This window comes from Mucilaginibacter sabulilitoris, assembly GCF_034262375.1.
In the GTDB taxonomy this organism is placed as follows: domain Bacteria; phylum Bacteroidota; class Bacteroidia; order Sphingobacteriales; family Sphingobacteriaceae; genus Mucilaginibacter; species Mucilaginibacter sabulilitoris.
In genome coordinates this window covers 2,382,103-2,406,113 of record NZ_CP139558.1, presented here as the reverse complement: position 1 = coordinate 2,406,113, position 24,011 = coordinate 2,382,103, and the positions used below count along the sequence as shown (strand labels likewise).

General features: G+C 40.6%; 24 protein-coding genes. 11 read left to right on the top strand and 13 right to left on the bottom strand.

The window, feature by feature from the left end; translation table 11 throughout:
• Positions 1–5: 5 nt before the first annotated feature.
• From bamA to ubiE, 11 genes are all read right to left on the bottom strand, one after another.
• Positions 6–2,558, bottom strand: coding sequence for an outer membrane protein assembly factor BamA (bamA, locus tag SNE25_RS10340; RefSeq protein ID WP_321565020.1), 2,553 nt, complete (start codon positions 2,556–2,558; stop codon positions 6–8).
• Positions 2,559–2,621: 63 nt separating this feature from the next.
• Positions 2,622–3,362: an isoprenyl transferase gene (locus SNE25_RS10335; protein ID WP_321566219.1), complete on the bottom strand. Its 741-nt coding sequence runs from the start codon at positions 3,360–3,362 to the stop codon at positions 2,622–2,624.
• Positions 3,363–3,752: 390 nt separating this feature from the next.
• Positions 3,753–4,271 (bottom strand): ExbD/TolR family protein, encoded by a 519-nt coding sequence (locus SNE25_RS10330; RefSeq protein ID WP_321565019.1) that lies wholly within the window; start codon positions 4,269–4,271, stop codon positions 3,753–3,755.
• Positions 4,272–4,389: 118 nt separating this feature from the next.
• Entirely contained in the window at positions 4,390–5,175 is a 786-nt protein-coding gene (gene porG / locus SNE25_RS10325) for a type IX secretion system protein PorG (protein WP_321565018.1), read from the bottom strand.
• A 9-nt stretch (positions 5,176–5,184) separates the two neighbouring features.
• Positions 5,185–6,066, bottom strand: coding sequence for an NAD kinase (locus SNE25_RS10320; protein WP_321565017.1), 882 nt, complete (start codon positions 6,064–6,066; stop codon positions 5,185–5,187).
• An 81-nt stretch (positions 6,067–6,147) separates the two neighbouring features.
• Positions 6,148–6,810 (bottom strand): CBS domain-containing protein, encoded by a 663-nt coding sequence (locus tag SNE25_RS10315; protein ID WP_321565016.1) that lies wholly within the window; start codon positions 6,808–6,810, stop codon positions 6,148–6,150.
• 12 nt (positions 6,811–6,822) lie between these two features.
• The gene (locus SNE25_RS10310; protein WP_321565015.1) at positions 6,823–7,581 is read right to left on the bottom strand and encodes an alpha/beta fold hydrolase; all 759 of its coding nucleotides are present in this window, start codon (positions 7,579–7,581) and stop codon (positions 6,823–6,825) included.
• 219 nt (positions 7,582–7,800) lie between these two features.
• Positions 7,801–8,250 (bottom strand): GatB/YqeY domain-containing protein, encoded by a 450-nt coding sequence (locus tag SNE25_RS10305; RefSeq protein ID WP_321565014.1) that lies wholly within the window; start codon positions 8,248–8,250, stop codon positions 7,801–7,803.
• A 104-nt stretch (positions 8,251–8,354) separates the two neighbouring features.
• Complete coding sequence (locus tag SNE25_RS10300; protein WP_321565013.1) at positions 8,355–9,113, bottom strand: SDR family oxidoreductase; 759 nt, start codon at positions 9,111–9,113, stop codon at positions 8,355–8,357.
• 90 nt (positions 9,114–9,203) lie between these two features.
• Positions 9,204–9,950 carry a type IX secretion/gliding motility protein PorT/SprT gene (gene porT / locus SNE25_RS10295; RefSeq protein ID WP_321565012.1) on the bottom strand — a complete coding sequence of 249 codons (747 nt, stop codon included), beginning with the start codon at positions 9,948–9,950 and terminating at the stop codon, positions 9,204–9,206.
• The gene (gene ubiE, locus SNE25_RS10290; RefSeq protein WP_321565011.1) at positions 9,947–10,678 is read right to left on the bottom strand and encodes a bifunctional demethylmenaquinone methyltransferase/2-methoxy-6-polyprenyl-1,4-benzoquinol methylase UbiE; all 732 of its coding nucleotides are present in this window, start codon (positions 10,676–10,678) and stop codon (positions 9,947–9,949) included. The genes porT and ubiE overlap by 4 nt, the downstream gene beginning before the upstream one ends.
• Positions 10,679–10,887: 209 nt before the next feature.
• Between ubiE and SNE25_RS10285 the strand changes: the two genes are divergently transcribed.
• Together SNE25_RS10285 and SNE25_RS10280 are read left to right on the top strand one after the other, a co-directional pair.
• A complete protein-coding gene (locus SNE25_RS10285; protein ID WP_321565010.1) occupies positions 10,888–12,258 on the top strand; it encodes a Gfo/Idh/MocA family protein in 1,371 nt (456 codons plus the stop codon).
• 94 nt (positions 12,259–12,352) lie between these two features.
• Positions 12,353–13,087: a 3-keto-disaccharide hydrolase gene (locus tag SNE25_RS10280; RefSeq protein WP_321565009.1), complete on the top strand. Its 735-nt coding sequence runs from the start codon at positions 12,353–12,355 to the stop codon at positions 13,085–13,087.
• A gap of 115 nt (positions 13,088–13,202) precedes the next feature.
• Here SNE25_RS10280 and SNE25_RS10275 read toward each other — a convergent pair whose 3' ends face one another.
• Positions 13,203–13,691, bottom strand: coding sequence for a VOC family protein (locus SNE25_RS10275; RefSeq protein ID WP_321565008.1), 489 nt, complete (start codon positions 13,689–13,691; stop codon positions 13,203–13,205).
• A gap of 148 nt (positions 13,692–13,839) precedes the next feature.
• Here SNE25_RS10275 and yihA point away from each other — a divergent pair, with 148 nt between their 5' ends.
• The 7 genes from yihA (at position 13,840) to SNE25_RS10240 (ending at position 20,422) form a co-directional block, all read left to right on the top strand.
• The gene (yihA, locus tag SNE25_RS10270) at positions 13,840–14,463 is read left to right on the top strand and encodes a ribosome biogenesis GTP-binding protein YihA/YsxC (protein ID WP_321565007.1); all 624 of its coding nucleotides are present in this window, start codon (positions 13,840–13,842) and stop codon (positions 14,461–14,463) included.
• Positions 14,464–14,478: 15 nt separating this feature from the next.
• Complete coding sequence (locus SNE25_RS10265) at positions 14,479–15,339, top strand: UbiA-like polyprenyltransferase (protein ID WP_321565006.1); 861 nt, start codon at positions 14,479–14,481, stop codon at positions 15,337–15,339.
• Positions 15,327–15,932 carry a Crp/Fnr family transcriptional regulator gene (locus tag SNE25_RS10260; protein WP_321565005.1) on the top strand — a complete coding sequence of 202 codons (606 nt, stop codon included), beginning with the start codon at positions 15,327–15,329 and terminating at the stop codon, positions 15,930–15,932. The genes SNE25_RS10265 and SNE25_RS10260 overlap by 13 nt, the downstream gene beginning before the upstream one ends.
• A gap of 213 nt (positions 15,933–16,145) precedes the next feature.
• Positions 16,146–17,075 (top strand): NAD-dependent epimerase/dehydratase family protein, encoded by a 930-nt coding sequence (locus tag SNE25_RS10255; protein WP_321565004.1) that lies wholly within the window; start codon positions 16,146–16,148, stop codon positions 17,073–17,075.
• 136 nt (positions 17,076–17,211) lie between these two features.
• The gene (locus SNE25_RS10250) at positions 17,212–18,915 is read left to right on the top strand and encodes a M3 family oligoendopeptidase (RefSeq protein ID WP_321565003.1); all 1,704 of its coding nucleotides are present in this window, start codon (positions 17,212–17,214) and stop codon (positions 18,913–18,915) included.
• Positions 18,916–19,120: 205 nt separating this feature from the next.
• The gene (locus tag SNE25_RS10245) at positions 19,121–19,609 is read left to right on the top strand and encodes a glycosyl-4,4'-diaponeurosporenoate acyltransferase CrtO family protein (protein WP_321565002.1); all 489 of its coding nucleotides are present in this window, start codon (positions 19,121–19,123) and stop codon (positions 19,607–19,609) included.
• A gap of 156 nt (positions 19,610–19,765) precedes the next feature.
• On the top strand, positions 19,766–20,422 hold the full coding sequence (locus SNE25_RS10240) for a hypothetical protein (protein ID WP_321565001.1): 657 nt from the start codon (positions 19,766–19,768) through the stop codon (positions 20,420–20,422).
• Between the two features lie 116 nt (positions 20,423–20,538).
• Here the strand turns inward: SNE25_RS10240 and SNE25_RS10235 are convergent, their stop codons facing one another.
• Positions 20,539–21,210, bottom strand: a complete 672-nt coding sequence (locus SNE25_RS10235) for a phosphatase PAP2 family protein (protein WP_321565000.1) — start codon at positions 21,208–21,210, stop codon at positions 20,539–20,541.
• 79 nt (positions 21,211–21,289) lie between these two features.
• Here SNE25_RS10235 and SNE25_RS10230 point away from each other — a divergent pair, with 79 nt between their 5' ends.
• A complete protein-coding gene (locus SNE25_RS10230; RefSeq protein WP_321564999.1) occupies positions 21,290–23,221 on the top strand; it encodes an amino acid permease in 1,932 nt (643 codons plus the stop codon).
• Between the two features lie 245 nt (positions 23,222–23,466).
• Complete coding sequence (locus SNE25_RS10225) at positions 23,467–23,877, top strand: DUF5655 domain-containing protein (protein WP_321564998.1); 411 nt, start codon at positions 23,467–23,469, stop codon at positions 23,875–23,877.
• The last annotated feature ends 134 nt before the right edge of the window (positions 23,878–24,011 follow it).

Here is a 24,011-nt window from a genome sequence, read left to right as displayed (position 1 = left end):
GCAAATTAATTAAATCCGCCGGATAAACTCTGAGAAATTGTAAAATGGAACTGCCCCCTATTTGCGTCGGGCTGACCTGGTATTTTATCAAATCCGTAGCCATAATCTAATCCAAGCAATCCAAATATAGGTAAAAATATTCTCGCGCCAACACCTACCGAACGCCTTACGTTAAACGGATTGAACTGGCTAAAGTTGTTCCAAACGTTACCACCTTCGGCAAAGGCCAGTAAGAATATAGTTGCCGACTGGCTCGCAATAACCGGGTGACGTAACTCGAGTGTATATTTATTATAAATGGTACTACCTGTGTTTGTGTTCTGATCTTCGGTTGATCCTTCAGGCACTATGGAGAAGTTTTGATAACCCCTTAACCCGATGATTTCGCTACCCTGTAAAAACTGATAGCTCTGCATACCGTCACCACCCAATTTAAAGCGTTCAAACGGAGATGGGCCTACATCTTTATTATACATGCCCAGGAAGCCAAACCTTACCTGCGACATCAGCACAAATTTACCAACCAGTTTAGAGAACCACTGCGCATCATATTTAAATTTATAATACTCTACGAAGTGATAACGCTCTTCTGGAGTAGCGATCTTGTAATTGATATTGTTAAACAACGAATATGGTGGCGTTGCCTGTATGGTGAATTTAATATTTGAACCCTGCGTTGGGAAAATTGGCGCATCAATAGAGTTACGGGTCAATTCCTGGGTCAACTTGATATTATATGATGTACCATTGGTAAACAGGTAACCGGTATAGTTATCCAGATTATAATGATCAACGTTCAATGAGTAGTTTAACTGGAAATAATTATCAGGCCATTTTAAACGTTTACCCAAAGTTACACCAACACCGTTTATACGCAGGTTATTATAGTAAGGGCTTGTTTTAGGATAATACTGCCCCGTTGAACTACCTTGTGTATAAGCAGATAACGCGAAGTATATTGGCTTTTTACCACCCAACCACGGCTCAGAGAAAGTGAACGAGAAGTTCTGGTAGGTTCTGCCGCTTGACTGGCCCCTGAGGCTCAGTTTTTGTCCGTCGCCTTTTGGAAGTGGTTTATAAGCTTTAAGGTTGAAAATATTCCTTAACGAGAAGTTATTAAAGGTAAGACCTAAAGTACCTACCAATTGTCCGCCACCGAAACCACCTGACAATTCTATCTGATCTGAAGGTTTTTCAACGACGTTATAAACCAAATCAACCGTTCCATCTTGCGGATTGATGTTAACCGGTTTAGGCTCTGTTTTTTGTTCATCAAAGTTACCCAATTGGCCAATTTCGCGTGAACTGCGGATCAATAGCTCTTTATTGAATTTTTGGCCTGGTTTGGTTTGTATTTCGCGCATAACCACTTTATCGTTAGTTACGTCGTTACCTTTTAAGCTTACACGGTTTATGGTGTACTGCGGGCCTTCATATACTCGTATATCCAGGTCAACGGTATCGCTGTATACCTTTACCTGCACAGGATCTGCGGTATAGGTTAAGTAGCCATCATTTAAATAAAGTGATGATACGTCATCATTATTAGGTGTTGGCCCTACCAGCCTTTTGTTTAGTTCATCTTCACTAAAAACATCACCCTTTTTAATATGCAATATCCTGTTTAATATATCTGTCGAATATTTGGCATTGCCAGACCATTTTACATCGCCAAAATAGTATTTAGGGCCCTCATATACCTTAATTTTTACATTAACGGTGGTAGCATCATGGCTCCATACCGAATCACTAATAATTTCGGCATCACGGTATCCTTTGCCCTGCATTGATTCAACCAGGCTTTGTTTATCTTCTTCGTATTTATCCTGTTTGAATTTTTTAGAACCAAATAAATTATACCATTTCTTTTCGCGGGTTTTTTTCAAAAACTTCTTTAGCTTTTTGTCGCTAAAGGCTTTGTTCCCTTCAAAAACCACTTCGTTTATTTTTACTTTGGTTTTTTTATCAATGGCCACATCCAGTATCACGCTATTAGCATCACCCGGATCTTTACGTTGTGTGAGTTTAACAGTAGTATTTAAAAAGCCTTTTTCGCCAAAATGCTTTTTAATAATAGCAGTAGTAGTGTTTATTAAATTTTCATTTACGATTTTCCCTGTCCTGTCGTTCAGTTTTTTCTGAACATCCTCAATTTCGCCCTTGCGTATACCCGTTATGTGCATGCGCGATAACCGCGGTCGTTCAGAAACAGCAATTTCCAGGTAAATAGTGTCCTGGTTAATTTTTGTAATGTTTAATTGTACATCATCAAATAAGCCCTGTGAGTATAGCGTTTTTATAACTTCGGCATTACGTTCGCCGGGTAAGTTGATACGATCGCCTTTGGTTAGTTTCGAAAGCTGTATCAAAATATCTTTATCCAGATACTTTGCACCACTAACAGAAATACCTCCAATAATATAATCCCGGGGATTAAGATAACTTAAACTATCAGCCGGTATTGATTTTGTCAGTGTTGATCTCGGCACATTGGAAACCTGGGCCATAGCCACAGTACCAAAAACAGAGAGAAGAATAGCAAAAAGAAATTTATACATTCGAATATTTTAGTGGGCTAAAAATAATTTATACAGTTGTTAAAAAGTGTTAAAAGTAAAAATTTAGTTAACTTGCTCGCTTGTCATACCAAAACGGCGCTCCCTTTTCTGGTAATCAAGTATAGCTTCGTACAAATCTTCCTTTCTGAAATCGGGCCATAATTTAGGCGTAAAATACAATTCAGCATAGGCAATTTGCCATAATAAATAATTACTTATACGATATTCGCCGCTTGTTCTGATCAATAATTCAGGATCGGGCATATCGCTTGTGAATAAATTTCTTTCAAAAACTTCTTCGGTAACATCATCGAGGTCAAGCTCGCCGCTCTTTACTTTTGCAGCAATCCTTTTGGCGGCATGCACAATTTCGCCGCGTGAGCCATAACTTAATGCAAGAGTAAGCACTACGCCGGTATTACCTGCAGTAGTTTCTATAGCGCTGTGAAGTTCCTTGTAACACCGGTTCGGCAACATTTCAAGATCGCCGATGGCATTTAGCTTGATGTTATTTTTCATGAAACCGGCTATTTCTTTATGGATAGTACTTACCATGAGCTCCATAATAGCCATAACCTCGAGTTTCGGACGGTTCCAGTTTTCGGACGAAAAAGTGTATAACGTTATATATTTTATACCTAATTTATCAGCGCCTTCAACCACATCCCTAACGGATGTTACCCCGTTATGATGGCCAAACATTCTTAATTTGCCTCTTCCCTTTGCCCATCGGCCATTGCCGTCCATGATTATGGCAACATGCTTCGGTAGTCTTAACAAATCAATCTGATCCAAATATCCCATACTATTCATTATCAAAAGCTCTCCGGGCGTCCCTAAAAGAAAACGGCCGTGCTTTAATTATATTAATGCGATGTCTAATAAAATATTTGTTTTAGACTAATCAATGTAAAAATCTATTGGCTAACGACTTTGTTTATAAGCCAATCTGCCGGTTTTTTCAGGGTACAAAGGTAAAACTTACTTTGTATTTTTTTAGTATGCTTAACGAAAAGAAAATGTTATTATAAATAATGCATCAAAACACTGTAAAAAGTGTCCAAATAATATTCATACCAAGCATTTATTACACTTGTATGTATTAAAAATTAAAAAGCCGGGCATCAAAATCATTTTACTGATCCTGATATCCGGCTTTTAAAGCAGCTTATTTTTAAGCTTTAAATGTTATAGTTAATAAACGTCTTTTTGTTTCAGGGCATCGGTGTCATGCCTGTCAATATCAACAATAGCATAAGTTTGCATATCGGTTATATTAAGCTCGTCTATAACGTTAACCAGATCTTTATACACCGAATGGTCAGATGGCTTTACCACCACTATCATACCCTTGCCGGTATTATCATGAACCATTTTACTGGTTTCAAATAAAGCCTTGCGAATGCCGTCTTTATTAAAATTGGTAACAGTTGGAGCGATTACCGGATTTTTCAGCTCACCAAGGTACCACATTACCTGGCTGTTTTTACCCAGGCATACTGTAAAGCTGCGACTTGCCGGAACGGCGCTACCTTCTCCAACGGGCATGGCTATATCCATAGCCTTTGATTTTGATAATGTTGTGGTGAGCATAAAAAAGGTGATCAGCAGAAATGCCAGATCAACCATAGCAGTAAGGTCAACCCTTACATTCATTTTTTTTCGGCCGCGTGTGCCGCTTGCTTTTTGTGGGGAAGAATTTAATTCGGCCATGATCTTAAAGTTTAAGGTTAATAATAAAACCGTATAGAATACCGATTTTATTATTAAAACGAAATTAAAATTATATTATTTCATAAACAACAAAATTAAATTTTGTAAAAATTGAATTTTAAAAATAACAATTCTGTGTAACGAAGGTATAAGAGATGGTTACCCCAATAAAAAAGTAAGTATCGCGCGGCTTGAAGTCGCCGCGTTGTGAGCCGGGCTCACCAAGATAATGGTTTGTTTTTTCGCCAGACCGGTCTGCCATTTGTCTTGCAAAAGTGCTTGGAAGCTGATCAGGACGGGCATATACCCCACTCACATCATCCAGATAATCTGTGAAGGTATATCTGTAACCAATATCGCCAGCCACCGTCCATTTGGTATTGAAATTGTATTTTATGCCTACGCCATATGGAATTACCAGCGTGGTTTTAGCATAAGCCACAGACTGTCCTTCGGTTCTTAAATTTCTGAGGCTATGGGTTTTACCCTTATAAACTGTACGCGGAGCAAAGGCCGACAATCCAAAACCTGTATATATATAGGGTGTATATTTATTGGGGCCCGCATCGGGTATATATTTCATAAAGTTAAACTCACCAATAAGGCTTAGTTCCTTAATAGGATCATTAAAACTTAAATTACGGTTGCGAAATTGCTGGCTGCTGGAGCTACTATCGGCAGCGCTTATTTTACCATAAGCAAAATTTAATTTTGCTGACAAATAACCGTTAAAGTTTCGCTTTACAAATAAACTACCCACGGCACCGCTTACCTTAACTGGATTGTTAGGATTAAGGTCGCCTATATAGCCAGCACCGCCAAAAGCACCGCCAACCTCCCAGGTTTGCGCCTGCAAATGACATGAAATAAATAAAAGGAGTATTAGTGCTGCAAATTTAGACATTAAGCAAGTTTAATAATTACGGGCATCAAGACCCCATAATAATTTGTTTCTTAACGTGGTTAAATAACTTTCATTATTTAAACGTACCAAATTTAGCTGAAAATCGGCTTTTTGAACATGAAATTTTACGGTTTCATCTAAAGTAGCCACCCGCGAATCGCACGAAACCAAATAATTTGCACTGCGGCTCTCCACCTCGAAACAAAGCTTACTGTTATCGGGCAATATAATTGGCCGCACGTTTAAATTATGAGGCGACACCGGCGTTACCACTATACTATTTGACTGGGGGAAAATAATAGGGCCACCGCAACTTAAAGAATAAGCTGTTGACCCGGTTGAGGTAGAAATAATAATACCGTCGCCCCAGTATGAGTTTAAAAACTCATCATTTAAAAACACGTGGGTAATGATCATGGCCGCATCATCGCGTTTATGAATAGTTACATCATTAAGCGCGAAATTATCATCTCCAAAAATTTTCAGCGTTGAATCTATAGTGAGCAATTCACGGCAATCAAGAGTAAATTGCTTGTTAACCACGGCGTGTATGGCAGCGGTAATATCGCTTTTATTTATACTCGCCAAAAAACCAAGCCTGCCAAAGTTAATACCCACCACTGGTATGTACGAATCGCGGATAACGGTTACCATATCAAGCAGAGTACCATCCCCGCCCAACGTTAAAAATAAATCAATAAAGCCTTTTAACGAATCGGTGTTCTCGAGAACACTATACGTAACGGTGTTTATTTTATCGAGCAGGTATTCGTTAAGCTGGTGATGGACATATATTTCGGCGCCATGATGGGCCAGGTTATCAAATACCTGCTGAATATATGGTATTACAGATGGATCATTAAACGGTCTGCCGTAAACTGCTATCTTCATGGGTGGTGTTCACTGTTTCATTTTGTTAATTAGTTCAGTTGGAAAATAGTAATCCGATGAGCTATTAAATTAATGAACCATTTATAAGTTAAGGTAATTCATGAGCGAATCATAACGATCCTTTGCATTATCGTTATGATCTGTACTGTTAAAGGTCGCTTTAATATCATACTCATAACGCAAAAAAGTAGCAATTATAGCAGATATATCCTGCTTGTTTACTTTAAGGGTTACTTCTATACGGGTAGAATCAGGAAAAGTTTGAACATAAGAGCTCAGGATCTGGGCGTTGTCCGATTCTACAATCTGCGCCATATGAGCAAGTGAATTGTTTTTGTTATTGATCTCCAATACAATAATACCACCCGGTTGGGCGACTGCGGTTATCTTTGCAAAATACTCGGTTATGGCATTAATGGATATAATACCCAGGTAGTTCCTTTTTGCATCAAGCACCGGTATAACGGTGAGCTGGCGCTCATAAAACATGCGTATTACATCGTAAATATGCTGATCTTCGAGTACATATGGGTTTACCTGCGACAGTGCCAGCGCGCCTACAGCAGTTTGGTAATCACTTTCACCAATCAGGTCATCTTCTGCAACCAAACCTAAAAACTGCTCTTCGTTTACAATGGGCAAATGCCTGAGGCGAAACTCTATCATACGGTCAAGTACCTTCTGTACAGTATCAGAAGTATGTACCGGAGGAATTGCGTCTGCTATCAGTTCAATTGCTACCATAATGTTAAACTCCTATTTTATTTTTTCCAAAAATGCGGTTAACAGTCCGTTAAATTCCTGCGGCCGCTCCATCATTGGCGCATGTCCGCATTTATCAATCCAGTGCAACTCAGAGTCGGGTAAAAACTCATTAAATTCCAGGGCCACTTCAGGCGGTGTTATTTTATCGTTTTTGCCCCATATTAAAGATACGGGAATATGCATTTTATGCAGATCCTTTTTCATATTATGCCTGATGGCCGATTTTGCCATCGCCAATAACCTGATCACGCTGTGCCTGTCGTTTATTAACTTATATACGTCATTAACCAACTCATCGGTTGCCACTGCCGGATCATAAAAAGTATATTGTACCTTTTCCCTTACAAAATCAATACTTTCGCGCCGTGGAAAAGATCCTCCGAATGCGTTTTCATATAAACCCGAACTGCCGGTTAATACCATCGCCTTAATATTCTCGGGGTGCGCCAAAACATAAATCAATGCCACATGTCCGCCCAGGGAATTACCAAGCAATGTTATATTGCTTAACTCTTTATACTTTATAAATTTATGTACAAATTTTGAAAGACTCTTTACGCCTGTAGTTAAAAGAGGCATATCGTAAATTGGCAACATGGGTATTAGCACACGATATCTTGATTTAAATTCTTCAACAACATCCCCCCAATTGCTCAATGAGCCCATTAAACCATGTAATAGTAGCAATACCTCACCTTCGCCCTCATCGATGTAACTAAAACCGTGTTCCTCTTTAAGCACGAAATCCATATAAAATATTAGTATTAATTTTTTTTACTCTTATACTGAAATTAATTTCAGTATAAATTCTATTATCTGGCCATAAAATTAGTTTATTACAGCCGAGTTGCAACAATAATAGTAATTAATTTTGTCAATGTTCTGTTTAAATAAAATGGGCCGTCGCCAGGCATACCCACTTTCCTGAGTTTCCTTTTCAGCAAGTTTAACTGCTCAACAAACCAATACTTACCCTAACAACTGCCTTACAACTTCCGATATGGTTTTTCCATCAGCTTTGCCCGCAAGTTCTTTATTGGCCATTCCCATTATTCTACCCATATCGCTGGTTGAAGTAGCGCCAAGCCGCTCAATAAGTTCCTGAAGGTAGCCTTCAATTTCAAAACGGCTCATTTGCTGCGGCAAATAAGGTTCTATTACCTTCATTTCTTCCATCTCTATTTCGTAAAGGTCTTCGCGGTTTTGTGTTTTATAAATATCTGCCGATTCTTTACGTTGTTTAATAAGTTTTTGAAGCACTTTAATTTCAGCTTCAGGGGTAAGTTCTTCTGCCGCACCTTTTTCGGTTTTGGCCAACAATAAAGCTGATTTTATAGCACGAAGTCCTCTTAAACGGTCGGCCTGTTTGGCCAGCATAGCCAGCTTAATATCCTGGTCTATTTGAATGATTAATGACATTTTATAATTGGTAATTTATTGAGTTATTGAATTTGAAATATGCAGATTTCAGATACGCAAATGTGCAGATTTTATAATTATTTAATTAACAGAGATCTGCACATCTATTTTCTGAATATATTACCTGCGGTAGCCTGTGCGGTTGGCATAAGTACCATATCGTTAATATTTACATGTGCCGGGCGCGAGGCTATAAACCATATTGTTTCGGCAACATCAGCTGCCGAAAGTGGTTCAAAACCCTCATATACTTTTTTGGCTCTTTCCTTATCACCCTTAAAGCGTACTTCCGAAAATTCTGTTTCCACGGCGCCAGGGTGTATAGCAGAAACCTTTATACCATGCGGCAACAGATCAATACGCATACCTTTATTTAATGCATCTACCGCATGTTTGGTAGCACAATACACGTTACCATTAGCATATACCTCCTTACCGGCAATGGATCCCAGGTTTATGATATGCCCGTAACCGTTATCAATCATCCAGTTTGATACAACGCGGCTTACATATAACAGGCCTTTAATATTGGTATCAATCATGGTTTCCCAATCGTCATAACCGCCTTTTTGAATAGGCTCAAGTCCCTGGCTTAAACCGGCATTGTTAACCAGTATATTTACTTTTTTCCATTTTGTGGGCAGACTTTCCAGGTTTTCAATCACCTGTTCACGATTACGCACATCAAATGACGACACCGCTACTTCTATATTATATTTATTATTTAACTGACCGGCCAGCTTTTCCAGGCGATCAAGCCTGCGACCTGTTAATATCAGGCTATATCCTTCGCGGGCAAATACATGGGCACAAGCTTCGCCAATACCAGCGGTAGCTCCTGTAATTAATGCAATTTTAGACATGATAGATAGATAACTACGGCAGCGAAAATATGTTTTTTACTTTAAACTATTGTCTTGTCAGGGTAAGGATACGGCGTAGGGAACCCTAATCTACTCAAAAAACAAACTAAACATAATGGTATGTAATGAAAGCTTGCTGATAGGTGCCGAGAAAGGTTGGTTTTCAGGAACCAGGACATTACCAAATGAATTGGATATTTTAATCTCGGGCGAAAGCTTAAAAAATTCAAAATAAATATCGCACCCCAGGCCGGCTTCGTACGATCCATAACCGGTTTTATTTTTAACCAGTTTATCCAGCAGGTCTGAATTAATATCATTCTTTTTTGAACCTATAGCGTGCGAATATTTAATTCCACCTAAAATATAGGCCCTGAAATCACCAATACGGTCTGATTTTATTTTTAGCGATAACGGAACGTCAACCGTGGTAGTTTGTACCTGTTTTTCAACATTGGGATATTGCTCACTATTTTGATAAGAGTAAGTAAGGTTACGGTCTGCAAAAACCAGTGAAGGTGTAACACGGGCCTCCAAATGTTCGGTTAAACGATAACGGGTTATAAAGCCTACAGAAAAGCCCGGCAAACTTCTGGAACTGATACTGTTTAACGGAGTAGTAAGTGCATTACCGGTTTCGGGATCATTAAAGGGCGTACGCCAGTTAGGCTTTTTAACAATTTTAAAATCGCTGCTTACATAGGCAAAGCTAAAGCCAAAGCTCAGGTCCTGAAGGTCAGCTCCGCCACCCCATGCTGGTACCCTATCCTGTGCAAACAGCTTGCTGCTGCAAAGTATCAGTATAAATACTATAATAAGGTACCTTTTTAAACTCATTTAATGCCTGTGTATATAGAACAAATGCCAAACGCCAATGGCCTGTGTTTGGTATTTTTAAAACCGACTTTATCCATCAGCGCCACAAAATTTTTCCCGTCGGGAAAAGCTGCGACGGATTCGGGTAGATATGAATATGCTCTCGCGTCTTTACTAAATAGTTTGCCAATGCCCGGAGTAATATAGTTGAAATAAAAATTATATAACTGCTTTATCGGAAATACCTTTGGCTTTGAAAACTCCAGCACCACCGCTTTGCCGCCGGGTTTTAGTACCCTTCGTATATCGGCAAGACCGCTTTCCAGATTTTCAAAATTACGTACCCCATAGGCTACAGTAACCGCGTCAAATTCACCGGCCTCAAAAGGTAGTTTTTCCGAATCGCCAAGCTTTACTTCAAATTTATCAGCAAGGTTACGTTTTTGAATTTTCTGTTCGGCAATATCCAGCATACCACGCGAAATATCAACACCTACTATTTTTTCGGGCCTAAGCGTTTTTAACGCCTCAAACGCGAAATCGCCGGTACCGGTGGCTACATCCAGTATCAGCTTAGGCTTGTCTTTTTTTAACTCGTTAATGGCTTTTTTACGCCAGATGATATCTATCCCCAGCGATAAAAAATGGTTCAGGAAATCGTATGTTTTTGATATATTATTGAACATATCGGCCACCTGTTCTTTCTTGGTAGCCTGTTGGTCATGGTAGGGAGTTATTGTTTTGCTCATTTTTATAGTAATGGCAAAGATAGTGATTGTATGTTGATTGAGTTTATTTGGTTGTATTAAGTTGATACGGTTGTGTAAATGTTAAGTCAATTCACTACTTTTAAAAACCAATTTGTAAAAAAACCAGTGCAGCGGGCTCACCCAAAAGGTGACCGGAGGTTATCAGTTCTCTTTATTAATTATTGTTATCAAATTCATTATTTCAATCTATGAAAGAAAAAGAAGAATCGTCGCGCCGCAGTTTCATTAAAAAATTAGCCACCACTACTGCAGCGGTAGCCGCAGGCAGCAGTTTATTAGCTGCCGAAAGCCCTGTAAAACCATTTGCCATACTTAAAAGGCCGCCCGGCCATAGTTTAAATGACCAGATCAATATTGCACTGATAGGTGCCGGCGGAATGGGCACACAGGACACCATAGTTGCTTTAAAAATTCCTGGGGTAAAGCTGGTTGCCGTTTGCGATTTGTATGATGGCCGGCTTAACGATGCCAAAACCCGCTGGGGCGCTGATATTTTTACTACTAAGGTTTACAAAGAGATCCTGAATAGAAAGGATATTGATGCTGTAATTATAGGCACGCCCGATCACTGGCACCAGCAAATATCAATTGATGCCATGCATGCTGGCAAGCATGTTTATTGCGAAAAACCCATGGTACATGCCATTACCGAAGGCCCGGCTGTAATTAAGGCTCAAAAAGATACCGGCATGATTTTCCAGGTAGGCAGCCAGGGTGTATCATCATTAGGTAACGAGAAAGCGCATGAATTGTTAAAAAGCGGCGCTATAGGCGAGTTAAACTATGCCGAAGGCTTTTGGGCCCGCCGGGAACCGTTGGAAGTTTGGCAATACCCTATCCCGGATGATGCCTCGCCGCAAACGGTTGACTGGGAAACCTATATCAGCAATACCAAAAAACGCGACTATGATTCCAAGCGTTTCTTCCGCTGGCGCAATTATACCGACTATGGCACGGGTATGGCCGGCGATTTGTTTGTGCACCTGTTCTCCAGCCTCCACTTCATTACCGGCTCCATGGGACCAAACAAAATTTATGCATCCGGCGGACTCCGTTTCTGGAACGATGGCCGCGAAGTGCCCGACGTATTATTAGGCACTTTTGATTATGGAAAAGCAGAAGCACACCCGGCTTTTAATCTTTCGTTAAGATGTAATTTTGTGGATGGCACCAGCGGTACCACCTACCTTAAACTGGTAGGTAGCGAAGGTTCTATGGATATCACCTGGGATCAGGTGACGCTGAAAAGGAACAAAACATTTGGTTCCGACGACCCTTTTTATCTTGATAAGCTAAAAAAAGCAGGCAGCGGCTACGCCGAACGCAAAAAGATGTTGCCTCCGGAAATTATAACATTTGATGCAGACAAAGGCTATTTAGGCGGCCCTTATGACCACATGAATAATTTTATTACAGCCATACGGAACAAAGGCAAAGTAACCGAGGATGCTATTTTCGGTTACCGGGCCGCAGCTCCTGCTCTGTTATGTAACGACAGTTATTATAAAAACAGTCCTATGTTTTGGGATCCTGAAAAAATGCAGATGGCAAAAAAATAATTTATCAGTTAATGGTTAATTGGGAGATTGGTTGATTAACCTTTTATGATCAACTACTCACCTAATCAACCATTCACTCAATCAACTTAAAAACATGAAACATCAATTAAAAAAAATTGGCTTGGCATTGGCTGCGGCAGGCCTGGTTTGTGTTCAAACGGCTGGCATACCGGCAAATAATCCTATGCCTGTAAAAAAAGTAGGTGCAAAAGGTGGCTGGGTAAGTTTGTTTGATGGTAAAACACTAAAAGGCTGGCATGGCTTCAACAAAAAAGGCTCCGTAAAAAATTGGCAGATTGTTGATGGCGCGCTGGTTTGTTTGGGCGCAGCCAAAGGCGATACCGGTGGCGATATTGTTACCGATAAATCATACGCTAATTTTGAACTTACCTGGCAATGGAAAATTGACAAAGGCAGCAACAGCGGCGTATTATATCATGTAGTTGAAGACGCTAAATATCATGCCACCTATGAGACCGGCCCCGAATATCAGATTATTGACGATACAGGCTGGCCTGATAAACTGGAAGACTGGCAAAAAACCGGCTGTGACTATGCCATGTATTTGCCTAATGATAAAAAGAAATTGATGCCCGTTGGCCAATGGAATACCAGCAAAATTATTTTTAACAATGGCCATGTTGAACATTGGCTAAATGGCGCCAAAATTGTGGAGTTTACCGCCTGGGACGCCGACTGGAAACAGAAAAAAGCCGAAGGCAAATGGAAAGACCATCCGGATTATGGCAACGCTAAAACAGGCCTCATAGCCCTACAGGATCATGGCCACAAAGCTTATTTTAAGAATATTAAGATAAGAGAGCTGTAAATTCTGTTTGTCTGAACCAGGATTAAACAGATTTTTCGGATTAAGGGATTTTATCTTCTAACTAAAAATTAAATCATGGAAATCCCTTAATCCAAAAAATCCTGCTTCAGACAAATTACTTCAATAACCCCAGTAACCCTTCAATATCCAGCCTGCGGGTAAACATGGTCAAGTTCCCTGCCTCATCTGTTGGCCATTGCTCTTTAGGTCTGTCCCAGTATAACTCCACACCGTTTTGGTCGGGATCATTCAGGTATATAGCTTCGGATACGCCATGGTCAGACGCCCCGGTAATCTGATATTTGGCATCAATCAAACGTTGCAAGGCCACCGCCAGATCTTTTCTCTCGGGATATAAAATAGCGGTATGGAACAAACCCGGTGCGTACTCAGGTGCAGGCGGAGCGCCTTTACTTTGCCAGGTATTTAAACCTATATGATGATGATAACCACCAGCCGATATAAAAGCTGCCTGATCACCATACATCACCATTTTTTCAAACCCCAGCAAGCCGCAGTAAAAATCAAGCGAACGTTGCAGGTCGCTTACCTTTAAATGCACATGGCCAATGCGGGTTTGAGCCGGGATTTTATATTCATTCATAATATTACATGTTTAAACATCAAATTTAATTATAATTGTATCTTTTATTGTTGTTGCATTGTAAACAAAGTATAGGACGGTGTTGCAACACAAACCTAATCAACTTTGCTGCTCATAACACACCACTAAAAATAATTACCTTTGCAGCATGATTGTTAAATCGGCCGAATTTATTTGCAGCAATACCCAGATATCCAAATTGCCGCCTCCGGTAAAACCGGAATACGCTTTTATTGGGCGCTCAAATGTGGGTAAATCGTCCCTTATTAATATGCTTACCGCAAAAAAGGGACTGGCTAAAACATCGCAAACACCGGGTAAAACCCAGCTTATTAATCATTTTTACATTAATGACAACTGGTATATTGTTGATTTGCCAGGTTATGGTTATGCCAGGGCTTCTAAAACCGAGAAAGCCAAATGGGACAAGTTTATCCATAACTATCTTGACAAGCGTGAAAGCCTGCAATGCGTAATGGTGCTGGTTGATAGTCGCCTGGAACCGCAAAAAATCGATCTCGAGTTTTGCAACTGGCTTGGCGAAAGAGGCCTGTCGTTCGTGCTGGTATTTACCAAGGCTGATAAACAATCGAGTATAAAAACAGATCAGAATATAGCCAAATTCAAAAAAGCACTGTTGGCCACTTTTGAGGAATCGCCCCAATATTTTGTCACTTCATCAGAAACACAACTGGGTCGCGAAGAGATTTTAGCGTTTATAGATAATATTAATAATAACTTTGAAATACCGCATTATCAGTTACCGTCCTGATAAGTCATATTTGCCATGAAAAAATACCTTTCATTAGTAACATTTGCACATACGATATTTGCCATGCCGTTTGCTTTTATCGGCTTCTTTTTGGCAGTAACTACCACACAAAGCCATTTCGACTGGCTTAAACTTGTTTTGATGGTATTGTGTATGGTATTTGCTCGCAACTCGGCTATGGCTTTTAACCGCTATCTGGACAGGGATATTGACGCTCAAAACCCTCGAACCAAACAGCGTGATATTCCTTCAGGTCGTATCAGCGCATCGGCAGCCTTAACGTTTACGTTGGTCAACTGTGCCTTGTTTATAGCAGCTACCTGGTTTATTAATCCGTTGTGCTTTTATCTATCGCCGGTTGCCCTGTTTGTGGTGATGGGTTATAGTGCCACCAAACGCTTTACAGCGCTTTGTCATTTGGTATTAGGTTTGGGGTTATCTCTTGCTCCAATTGGGGCTTATTTGGTGGTTACCGGCGCATTCGCCCTAACGCCTTTATTTTTCTCGCTTTCTGTTTTATGTTGGGTAAGTGGCTTTGACATTATTTATGCCCTTCAGGATGAAGACTTTGATCGTGGCTTAAACCTGCACTCTATCCCGGCTTACATGGGTAAGGTAAATGCTTTGCGGTTATCAACCTTTCTGCATGTACTTTCCGCAGCATTTATCATCATGCCTGTATTTTTTACACATTCCCAATTCGGCATTTTATATTACGCGGGTATCCTATTCTTTTGTGCCATGCTTATTTATCAGCACCTGCTGGTGAAACCCAACGACCTTAGCCGGGTGAACTTTGCCTTTATGACAACCAATGGCATAGCCAGCGTCGTGTTTGCCGTATTATTTCTGTTAGACAGAATATGGATACATTAACCGCACTCAACAAATTCCGCGAACACGCGACCATGTTTGTTCAGTTGGATGAAAAGGAATGGGACGCGTTATTACCTCTTCTGGAAATCAGCACGCTCAAAAAGAAAGAAAATTTTTCTGAGCCGGGTAAAGTTTGTAACCAAATATCTCTTATAGTAAAAGGTTCGGTAAGGTTTTTTCATATAAAAGATGGTGAAGAAATTACAGGCTATTTCTGTTTTGAAAACGAATTTACAAGTTCATATAAAAGTTTTTTAACCCGTCAGCCTTCTATCCTTTACATACAAACACTCGAAAACACAATTTTTGTCAGTCTGAATTACGACAACATGCAAAAGGCTTACGGCGATAAACTTATAGGTCACAAAATGGAACGCCTGGGCAGACTTATAGCCGAGCATTACCTTATCTGCTATGAAGACCGGGTTACATCGTTCATAACCCAAACTCCCGAAGAGCGCTATAACAAACTATTGCAAACCCGCGGCGACGTTGTACAACGTATCCCTCAGCATTATATCGCCAACTTTTTAGGCATAACCCCGGTATCGCTCTCACGCATACGCAGAAGGATTATGAAGATAAGTGCATAGAAGACTGAAATTCTAAAACTGAAATAAACAAGTTTGTCATCCTGAGCGTAGCGAAGGATCTATTCTGTACCAGGCTATTCAATAGCAGGTTTTGATTTCAAAAAATCCAAAATCAAAATTCCCAAATCCGAAATAACCCAAATTCTTATCTTTTGTTAACGTTTTGACTTACAAAGCCATCCTACCTTTGTTATACACAAAAACGAAAAAGATATGCATACTATATTAGGAGCAGGCGGCCCGGTGGCCAACGCCCTCACCAAAGAGTTAGTAAACAATAATGAAACTGTACGACTGGTAAGCCGCAAACCTGTAAAAATTACCGGCAAAACAGTAACCTGGCAAAAAGCCGATCTGCTGAACTATGACGAAATATTGGCCGCGGCTCAAGGTTCAACTGTTATTTATTTAACAGCAGGTTTAGTTTATGACAAGGAGATATGGAGACAGCAATGGCCTGTTATTATTCAAAATGTAATTAATGTAACAAAAGCAACCGGCGCACGACTTATATTTTTTGATAATGTTTATATGTACGGCCTGGTTAATGGCTCCATGACCGAGGATACACCATATCACCCCAGTAGTGTTAAAGGCCAGATCCGCGCAGGCATTGCCAATACCATAATGGCCGAAGTAAAGGCCGGCAATATCAGGGGCACCATCGCCCGCGCTCCTGATTTTTACGGAACCGATTCTACTAACAGCTTTATTGACATGATGGTGTTAAGCAATTATGCCAAAAAGAAGGCAGCCCAATGGATAGGTAATCCCGACAAAAAACACAATTACATATATATTCCAGATGCAGGCAAGGCCATGTTCCTGCTCGGACAAAACCCTGATAGCGACAATCAGATATGGCACCTGCCTACTGCCCCTGCCGTAACAGGTAGACAATTTCTGGATATTGCCGCAGCAGCCTACGGCGTTAAACCTAAATATATGCGCATACGCAAATTTATGCTATGGATATTCGGCCTGTTTAAAAAGGTGATCATGGGTGCAGTTGAAATGTACTACCAGTTTGACCATGATTATATTTTTGACAGCAGCAAATTCGAAAAGGCTTTCAACTTCAAACCAACCAGTTATGCAGAAGGCATAAAAACCATGTCGCAGAGTTTGTATAAGGCTGTTTAATTTCTTAGTCTATAAATGGAAAAATCCGGGAGATGTAATTTTACAATTTTCGGATTTTTTCACTTTTATTTATTTGCACATCTTCATTCATAATCTGCACATTTGCATATATGCACATCTGCACATTAAACAAATTATGATCCATAAAAAAACAAGAACATACATTCCGGCAACCCTCGACATTAAATGGGAAAACCTGGAACCAATCTATAAGGAATTACTTGAACGTCCTATCAATTCGGTTGAGGAACTTGAAAAATGGCTACATGACAAAAGTGAACTGGAAGCTGCTTTAGAAGAAGATTTTGCATGGCGCTACATTCGTATGACCTGCGATACAGCCAGCGAAGAGCTGCTTCAAAACTTCCAGTATTTTGCTACAGAAATTGAGCCCAAAATTGCCCCTTACGGTAACGAGCTCAACAAAAAGCTGGTAGCCAGCGAATATGTTGACAAGCTGGATAAAGAAAAATACTTCATCTTTTTACGTGCTGTTAAAAAGGCGCTTGAACTATTCAGGGAAGAGAATATCCCGGTACAAACCGAGATACAGGTTGAGCAACAAAAATACCAGTCCATCACCGGTGCCATGTCGGTGCATATTGGCGATAAAGAGTTTACCCTGGAACAGGCATCTGTATTTTTAAAAGATACCAACCGGACCAAACGCCAGGAAGCCTGGGAAAAAATAACCGCCCGCCGCCTGCAGGATAAAGACCAGCTTAATGAGCTTTTTGATCACCTGCGCAAATTGAGGCATACTGTTGCTACCAACGCCGGCTTCGAAAACTTCAGGGATTATATGTTCCAGGCGCTGGGCAGGTTTGATTATACCCCGCAGGATTGTTATGCTTTTCACGCGGCCATTGAAACCGAAATTGTGCCCATCCTACGCGAGCAGGCCGAAAAACGCAAGGCGGCCCTTGCCCTGCCCACATTAAAACCATGGGATATGGATGTTGATGTATCGGGCAAACCGGCCTTAAAGCCGTTTAATAATGGTAAAGAGCTGATCGAAAAATCAATACAATGCTTTAGCAATATTAACCGTTATTTGGGCGAGCGCTTGGAGATCATGAAGGATAACAACCTTTTTGACGTGGAAAGCCGCAAGGGTAAGGCTCCTGGTGGTTATAATTACCCGCTGTCAGAAACCGGCGCGCCGTTTATTTTCATGAACTCGGCCAATACCTTCCGTGACCTTACTACTATGGTGCATGAGGGTGGGCACGCTGTGCATACCTTTCTGACTGCAGATCTGGAATTGAATGATTTTAAACACTGTCCTTCCGAAGTTGCTGAACTGGCCTCCATGTCAATGGAGCTTATATCTATGGACAATTGGGACGTATTTTTTGATAATGAAGAAGACCTGAAACGCGCCAAACGCGACCAGCTATTTGATGTTTTAAAAACCCTGCCTTGGGTAGCCGTGATAGACCAGTTTCAGCACTGGATATATACCAATCCCGACCATACCGATGCGGACCGTACAACTGCCTGGATGGAGATTTATGAACCATTTGGTGCAGGCTTCGTAGACTGGGGTGAACACCCGGAGGCTGAAGCCAATTTATGGCAAAAGCAGCTGCATATTTTCGAGGTGCCGTTCTATTATATTGAGTATGGCATGGCCCAGTTAGGCGCTATTGCGGTATGGAAAAACTACAAAGAAAACCCGGAAAAAGGATTACAGCAATACCTTGATGCTTTAAAGCTTGGGTATACCAAAACCATTAAGGAAATTTACGAAACGGCCGGTATCAAGTTTGATTTCAGTGCTGCTTATGTAAAAGAACTGGCCGAATTTGTAAAGGCCGAAATGGATAAAATCAATTAAGATCATATCAGGCTTCCATTTACATTGAAGCTTGTTATCGTGTAACATCTGTTGTATTTATCAGCTTTTTGATAAATATAACAGATGTCCTTTTTTTGGAAGTGCGAACGTGCACGAACACTTGCAAACACTGACAATATCTTGTCAGTCATAAAAAACCGTCTGCCATCAGTATTAATATCCTTATAAAAACCTAAATTAGGTTATGAACCAGGCGGTTAACTTCTTCTGGACTATTCTTTGTTTTGCCCCGGCAGTAGCATATTGGGCGGCGTCCGGTGCGCTGCTCTGGTGTTTTATATTTATTGGCATTAGTGTTATGACTCAATTAATTCCTGGCAGGCTGCTACAACTGAGCACCAACCCAAAATGGTATGAGGGCTTAGGCGTAAAATTCATTCGCAAATTTGTGCAGCACGGCGAATATATAAACCGGCTGATCAGGAAAAGCCAACCGGGTTATGGCATCATTAAACATAAGGCCAATGCTGCGCAATACCTGAAAACCATTGTAATGTATGAGCGTTTCCATTTAATATGTTTTATTTTCTTCCTGTTAACCACTATCCACTCCTTCATAAATCATTATAATATGCTCACCCTTCTCATGTTGGGCGCCAACATCATTTATAACATTTGTCCTATATTGCTGCAGCAATATAACAGGGCAAGGGTATTAAAACTGGATCGGTAGACCGCGGTTTTCAAAAGACATTTTCAAAAAAAAATCAATACCGATGCAATATTTTATCAACCTAAATCAACTGATTATCAATACTATAATGCGTAAAAAAACTTTACTATTAACTAATTTTTAAAACTAATTGTGTGTTCATAGGTTTAAACATCTATGAAAAAGATCATTTTTAGTTTAATCCTCATATTATTTACGGCTACTGCCTTCGCACAGAAATTTAAGCCGGTAAAATTAGATAGCCTTGTTACGGTATCCTTACCAGACAATGTTCAGAAGAAGGATACCTTAGGACAGCAAATATATTCTGCTAACGGTTCTGTTGGATTTATGATCGTGATCCGAGCAGCCAATCCCAAAACCAATACACCCCTGAATAAAGAAAAAGACCTGAATAATGTACTCAAAACCTATATCGAGGGAATCCAGAAGCAATCGGGTAATGGCAGTGTAATGAACCCGCGCGATACGCTTATTGGAAAACTGGAAGCCAAGGTGTTTACGCTTAGAGTTGACAATACAGGCTCAACCGGAGAACCGATACAACTGAGGCATTTTATACTCCTTTATACCCAGGAGGCCACTTATACTTTTCAATATTATTATGAAGAGCAACGGAAAGACCTGGTTAAAGGCGAGTTAAAAACATTTACCAGCTCCATTAAGCTGGCGCCCGACCTGAAACGTAACGACCAGTATATATCAAATGCCAAAGGCTTGTCAACCCCGGCCAAAATCGGTATCTATGGCGGTGGTGCAGTTATTATAATTATCATCATCATTGCGGTTACCCGCAGAAAAAAGAAACAGTAAGGTTAATCAAAAAATAGGTGTCAGTCTGAGCCCCGCGAAGACCCGCGTGTAGAGGCCTGTATATCATGCTTCGACGGGGGCTCAGCATGACAGGCTATTTTTAACATAATTTAGGATCAATTATTCCCTTGCGAAGTTTTTATCAGTCCCCGGTTCCATTTTTCGCTGTGAATAAACTGCTTACTATCCAGCCAGCTTAACCAAAATACGGTAACAATAACGCCTATCACCGACCCCGCCATCACATCTTCAAAAAAATGCTGGCTCAGATACATGCGGGAATAACCTACTAATATAGCTATCAGCAAAGCGGGTATCCCCCAACCTTTATGCCTGCATAAATAAGTAATTATCACGGCTGCAGAAAACGCCGTTACAGAATGCCCTGATGGAAAGCTGTGTACGCTCCATACCTGCAGCCCTTTAACAAAGTGGATACGGCTTAGTTCATGGCTAAAATATAGTTTGGGGCGAGGCGCGTCAAAAATGTATTTTAATACCTGCGCCACAATGCTGGTAACCGCGTAACTTGTTACCAATAAAAAAGCTTTTCGGTAATTAAACAATGCAATTATCGCCGATAAAATAATAACGGTAAGGCCCTCGCCTATGTCGGTAATATAGGGCATAATGGCATCGGCCCATGAACTATTAAGGCCGTTTACAGCAAAATAAATAGTCTCGCGGCTGTACAGAAATTTGATAATTAAACAGGTGCAAAGTATCAACAAATAAAGTATAAAAAACGGCCTGATCCTGTACAAAACATCTTTTATACCTATATTCATGGTGCAAAATAAGCATATACTTATTCAATGCAAAAAAATGATTATGTTTGAATTGAGTTAGACTAATTTAATTAACTGGATGTCGAAAAGTATATTTCGTAAGAAATCTGTAGAGAAGATATTATATGATGTGGAGTGCGGATGCGGTGATGGCGAACACCCCGGAACACCAACATCACAACTCAAAAAAGAACTAAACGTTAAAGACCTTACACTCATGGGCATCGCTGCCGTAGTAGGTGCCGGTATATTCTCCACCATCGGCGAAGCTTCATTCCACGGCGGACCCGCAGTTTCCATTTTATTTGTTGTTACAGCTATCACTTGCGGTTTTTCGGCACTTTGTTATGCTGAGTTTGCATCGCGCATACCGGTTGCCGGCAGCGCCTATACCTACGCCTACGCCTCATTTGGCGAGTTAATTGCCTGGATAATAGGATGGGACCTTTTAATGGAATACGCCATAGGCAACATTGCTGTAGCTATATCATGGAGCGAATATTTTGTGAACCTGCTCGAAGGCTTCAATATCCATCTGCCCAAATACCTCACGATGGACTATGTTTCGGCATTGCGCGGGCATGAGCAGGTGACACAGGCCACAGCCAGCCAGTTAACCGATATCAGCGACCGTGTAAAAGCCGCCGCCCTTGCCTGGAATACAGCACCCGGCATTGGCGATTTTAAGCTTATAGCCAACCTGCCTGCTTTGGGTATTGTATTCATTATTACGTACCTGGTTTATGTAGGAATCCGCGAAACCAAAAAAGCGACCAACGCTATGGTTGTTTTAAAGATAGTTATCGTTATAGCGGTTATTGTTATTGGTTTCTTTTACGTAACACCAGCCAACTGGCACCCCTTTATGCCCAATGGCTTTAGTGGTGTAATGAAGGGCGTATCGGGCGTGTTTTTTGCTTATATCGGGTTTGATGCTATATCAACCACCGCCGAGGAATGTGAAAAGCCTCAGCGCGATCTGCCGCGGGGTATGATCTACTCACTCGTCATCTGTACAGTACTCTACATACTCATAGCACTGGTACTAACCGGCATGGTAAGTTATAAAGACCTCCAGGTGGGTGATCCCCTTGCATTTGTGTTTGCAAAAGTGGGGTTGCATAATATCAGCTATGTCATCTCCATCAGCGCGGTTATTGCAACGGCCAGTGTATTATTGATATTTCAATTGGGCCAGCCCCGTATATGGATGAGCATGAGCCGCGACGGATTGCTGCCAAAAGCATTCTCGCGTATACACCCTAAATTTCAAACACCATCCTTTGCTACCGTGGTTACCGGCTTTGTGGTAGCTATACCAGCACTGTTTATGAACCTTACCGAGGTAACCGATCTTACCAGCATCGGCACCCTGTTTGCCTTCGTTTTGGTTTGCGGCGGTGTACTCCTGCTCCCGAGGGAAAATGCACAGCAGGGCAAATTTCACCTGCCTTATGTTAACGGGAAAATAATTATACCGTTAATAACGCTCATTATTTTAGGTTCATGCATTTACTTTAAACCGGCCCCACAGGTTGAAATGATGCAGTTTAAAAAGATAAAAGACAAAACAGCTATTATTGAAAGTTTAGATGCTGCCGATAACGCCGCTTTGTTAACTACCTGCAATACCATGTTTGGTAAACAAACTGTAGGCGATGCAGGCGCAAGCAAATATTTTAAAGACCTGGAAGAAGATAAATTTGATACGGCTTTAAGGGCTACCAGCGCTATAAGCGAAGTTAAAAAATACTACTTAGGGCTCGATGGTTTTCTGTATAACTTCCCTAATTACCTGTTTTTTATCCTGATCATCATCATTAGCATTTACAGCTTTATTAAAAACTTTTCGCTTATACCGGTACTGGGTTTAATGAGCTGTTTTTATTTAATGACCGAGCTTGGCTATACCAACTGGCTGCGTTTTTTAATATGGCTGGTTATTGGACTGATTATTTATTTTACTTATAGCTATAAAAACAGCATGTTAGGTAAAGAGGCAACAGCGTAAAAGCAAACAGTATAATCAATATAATTTCGATAACTTGTCGAAATATAACCCCATAGGGTAACCTGTTTATAGCTCAAATAAAAAGTAATAACTCCATAGGAGCTTTCTTAATTTTATACAAAACGGAGCACCTACGGAGCTAAAAACATTTTATCTTTAAGGCTATAAACATGAAGCCCTTCCAGGGCTCATCAATGAAGACATCTCGGGGATGAATTTAATAACAATTAAAATATCATATGTGGATGTGCCCAATATGCAACCGGGAATTTACTGCCGTTAACCAGGTCCACTCCTGCCAGGAGCGCAACTTGCGCGATTTTTTGCAAGGAAAATCAACGCACACGGTTGAACTCTTTGATCACTTTATTGCCGAATATTTGCAGATAGCGCCCATAAAGGTATATCCCACGAAAAGCATGATTGCCATTGGCGTAAGGGTAAACTTTGCCTACATAACCCAGTTGGGCAAAAATTTTATTGATGTGGTATTTCCGTTTAAGGAGATCTACGACGATAATCTTTGTTTCACCAAAATAAAGACCGTACCCGGCACCAATGATCACAACCATTACTTCCGCATGTATTTTAAAGAAGACCTTAACGACGAGGTTAAGAAATACATGAAGATGGCTTATGAAAAAAGCCTCTCCTAACCCCTCTCCTTTGGAATGGGAGCTGATGAAGCCGAATAATATGTTAATGTGTTTAGAGATTAAGGGGCCCCATATATTTGGGATAGAAATCACCTTGGTAGGAAAGTCCTCTCCTTTGGAGAGGATTTAGGTGA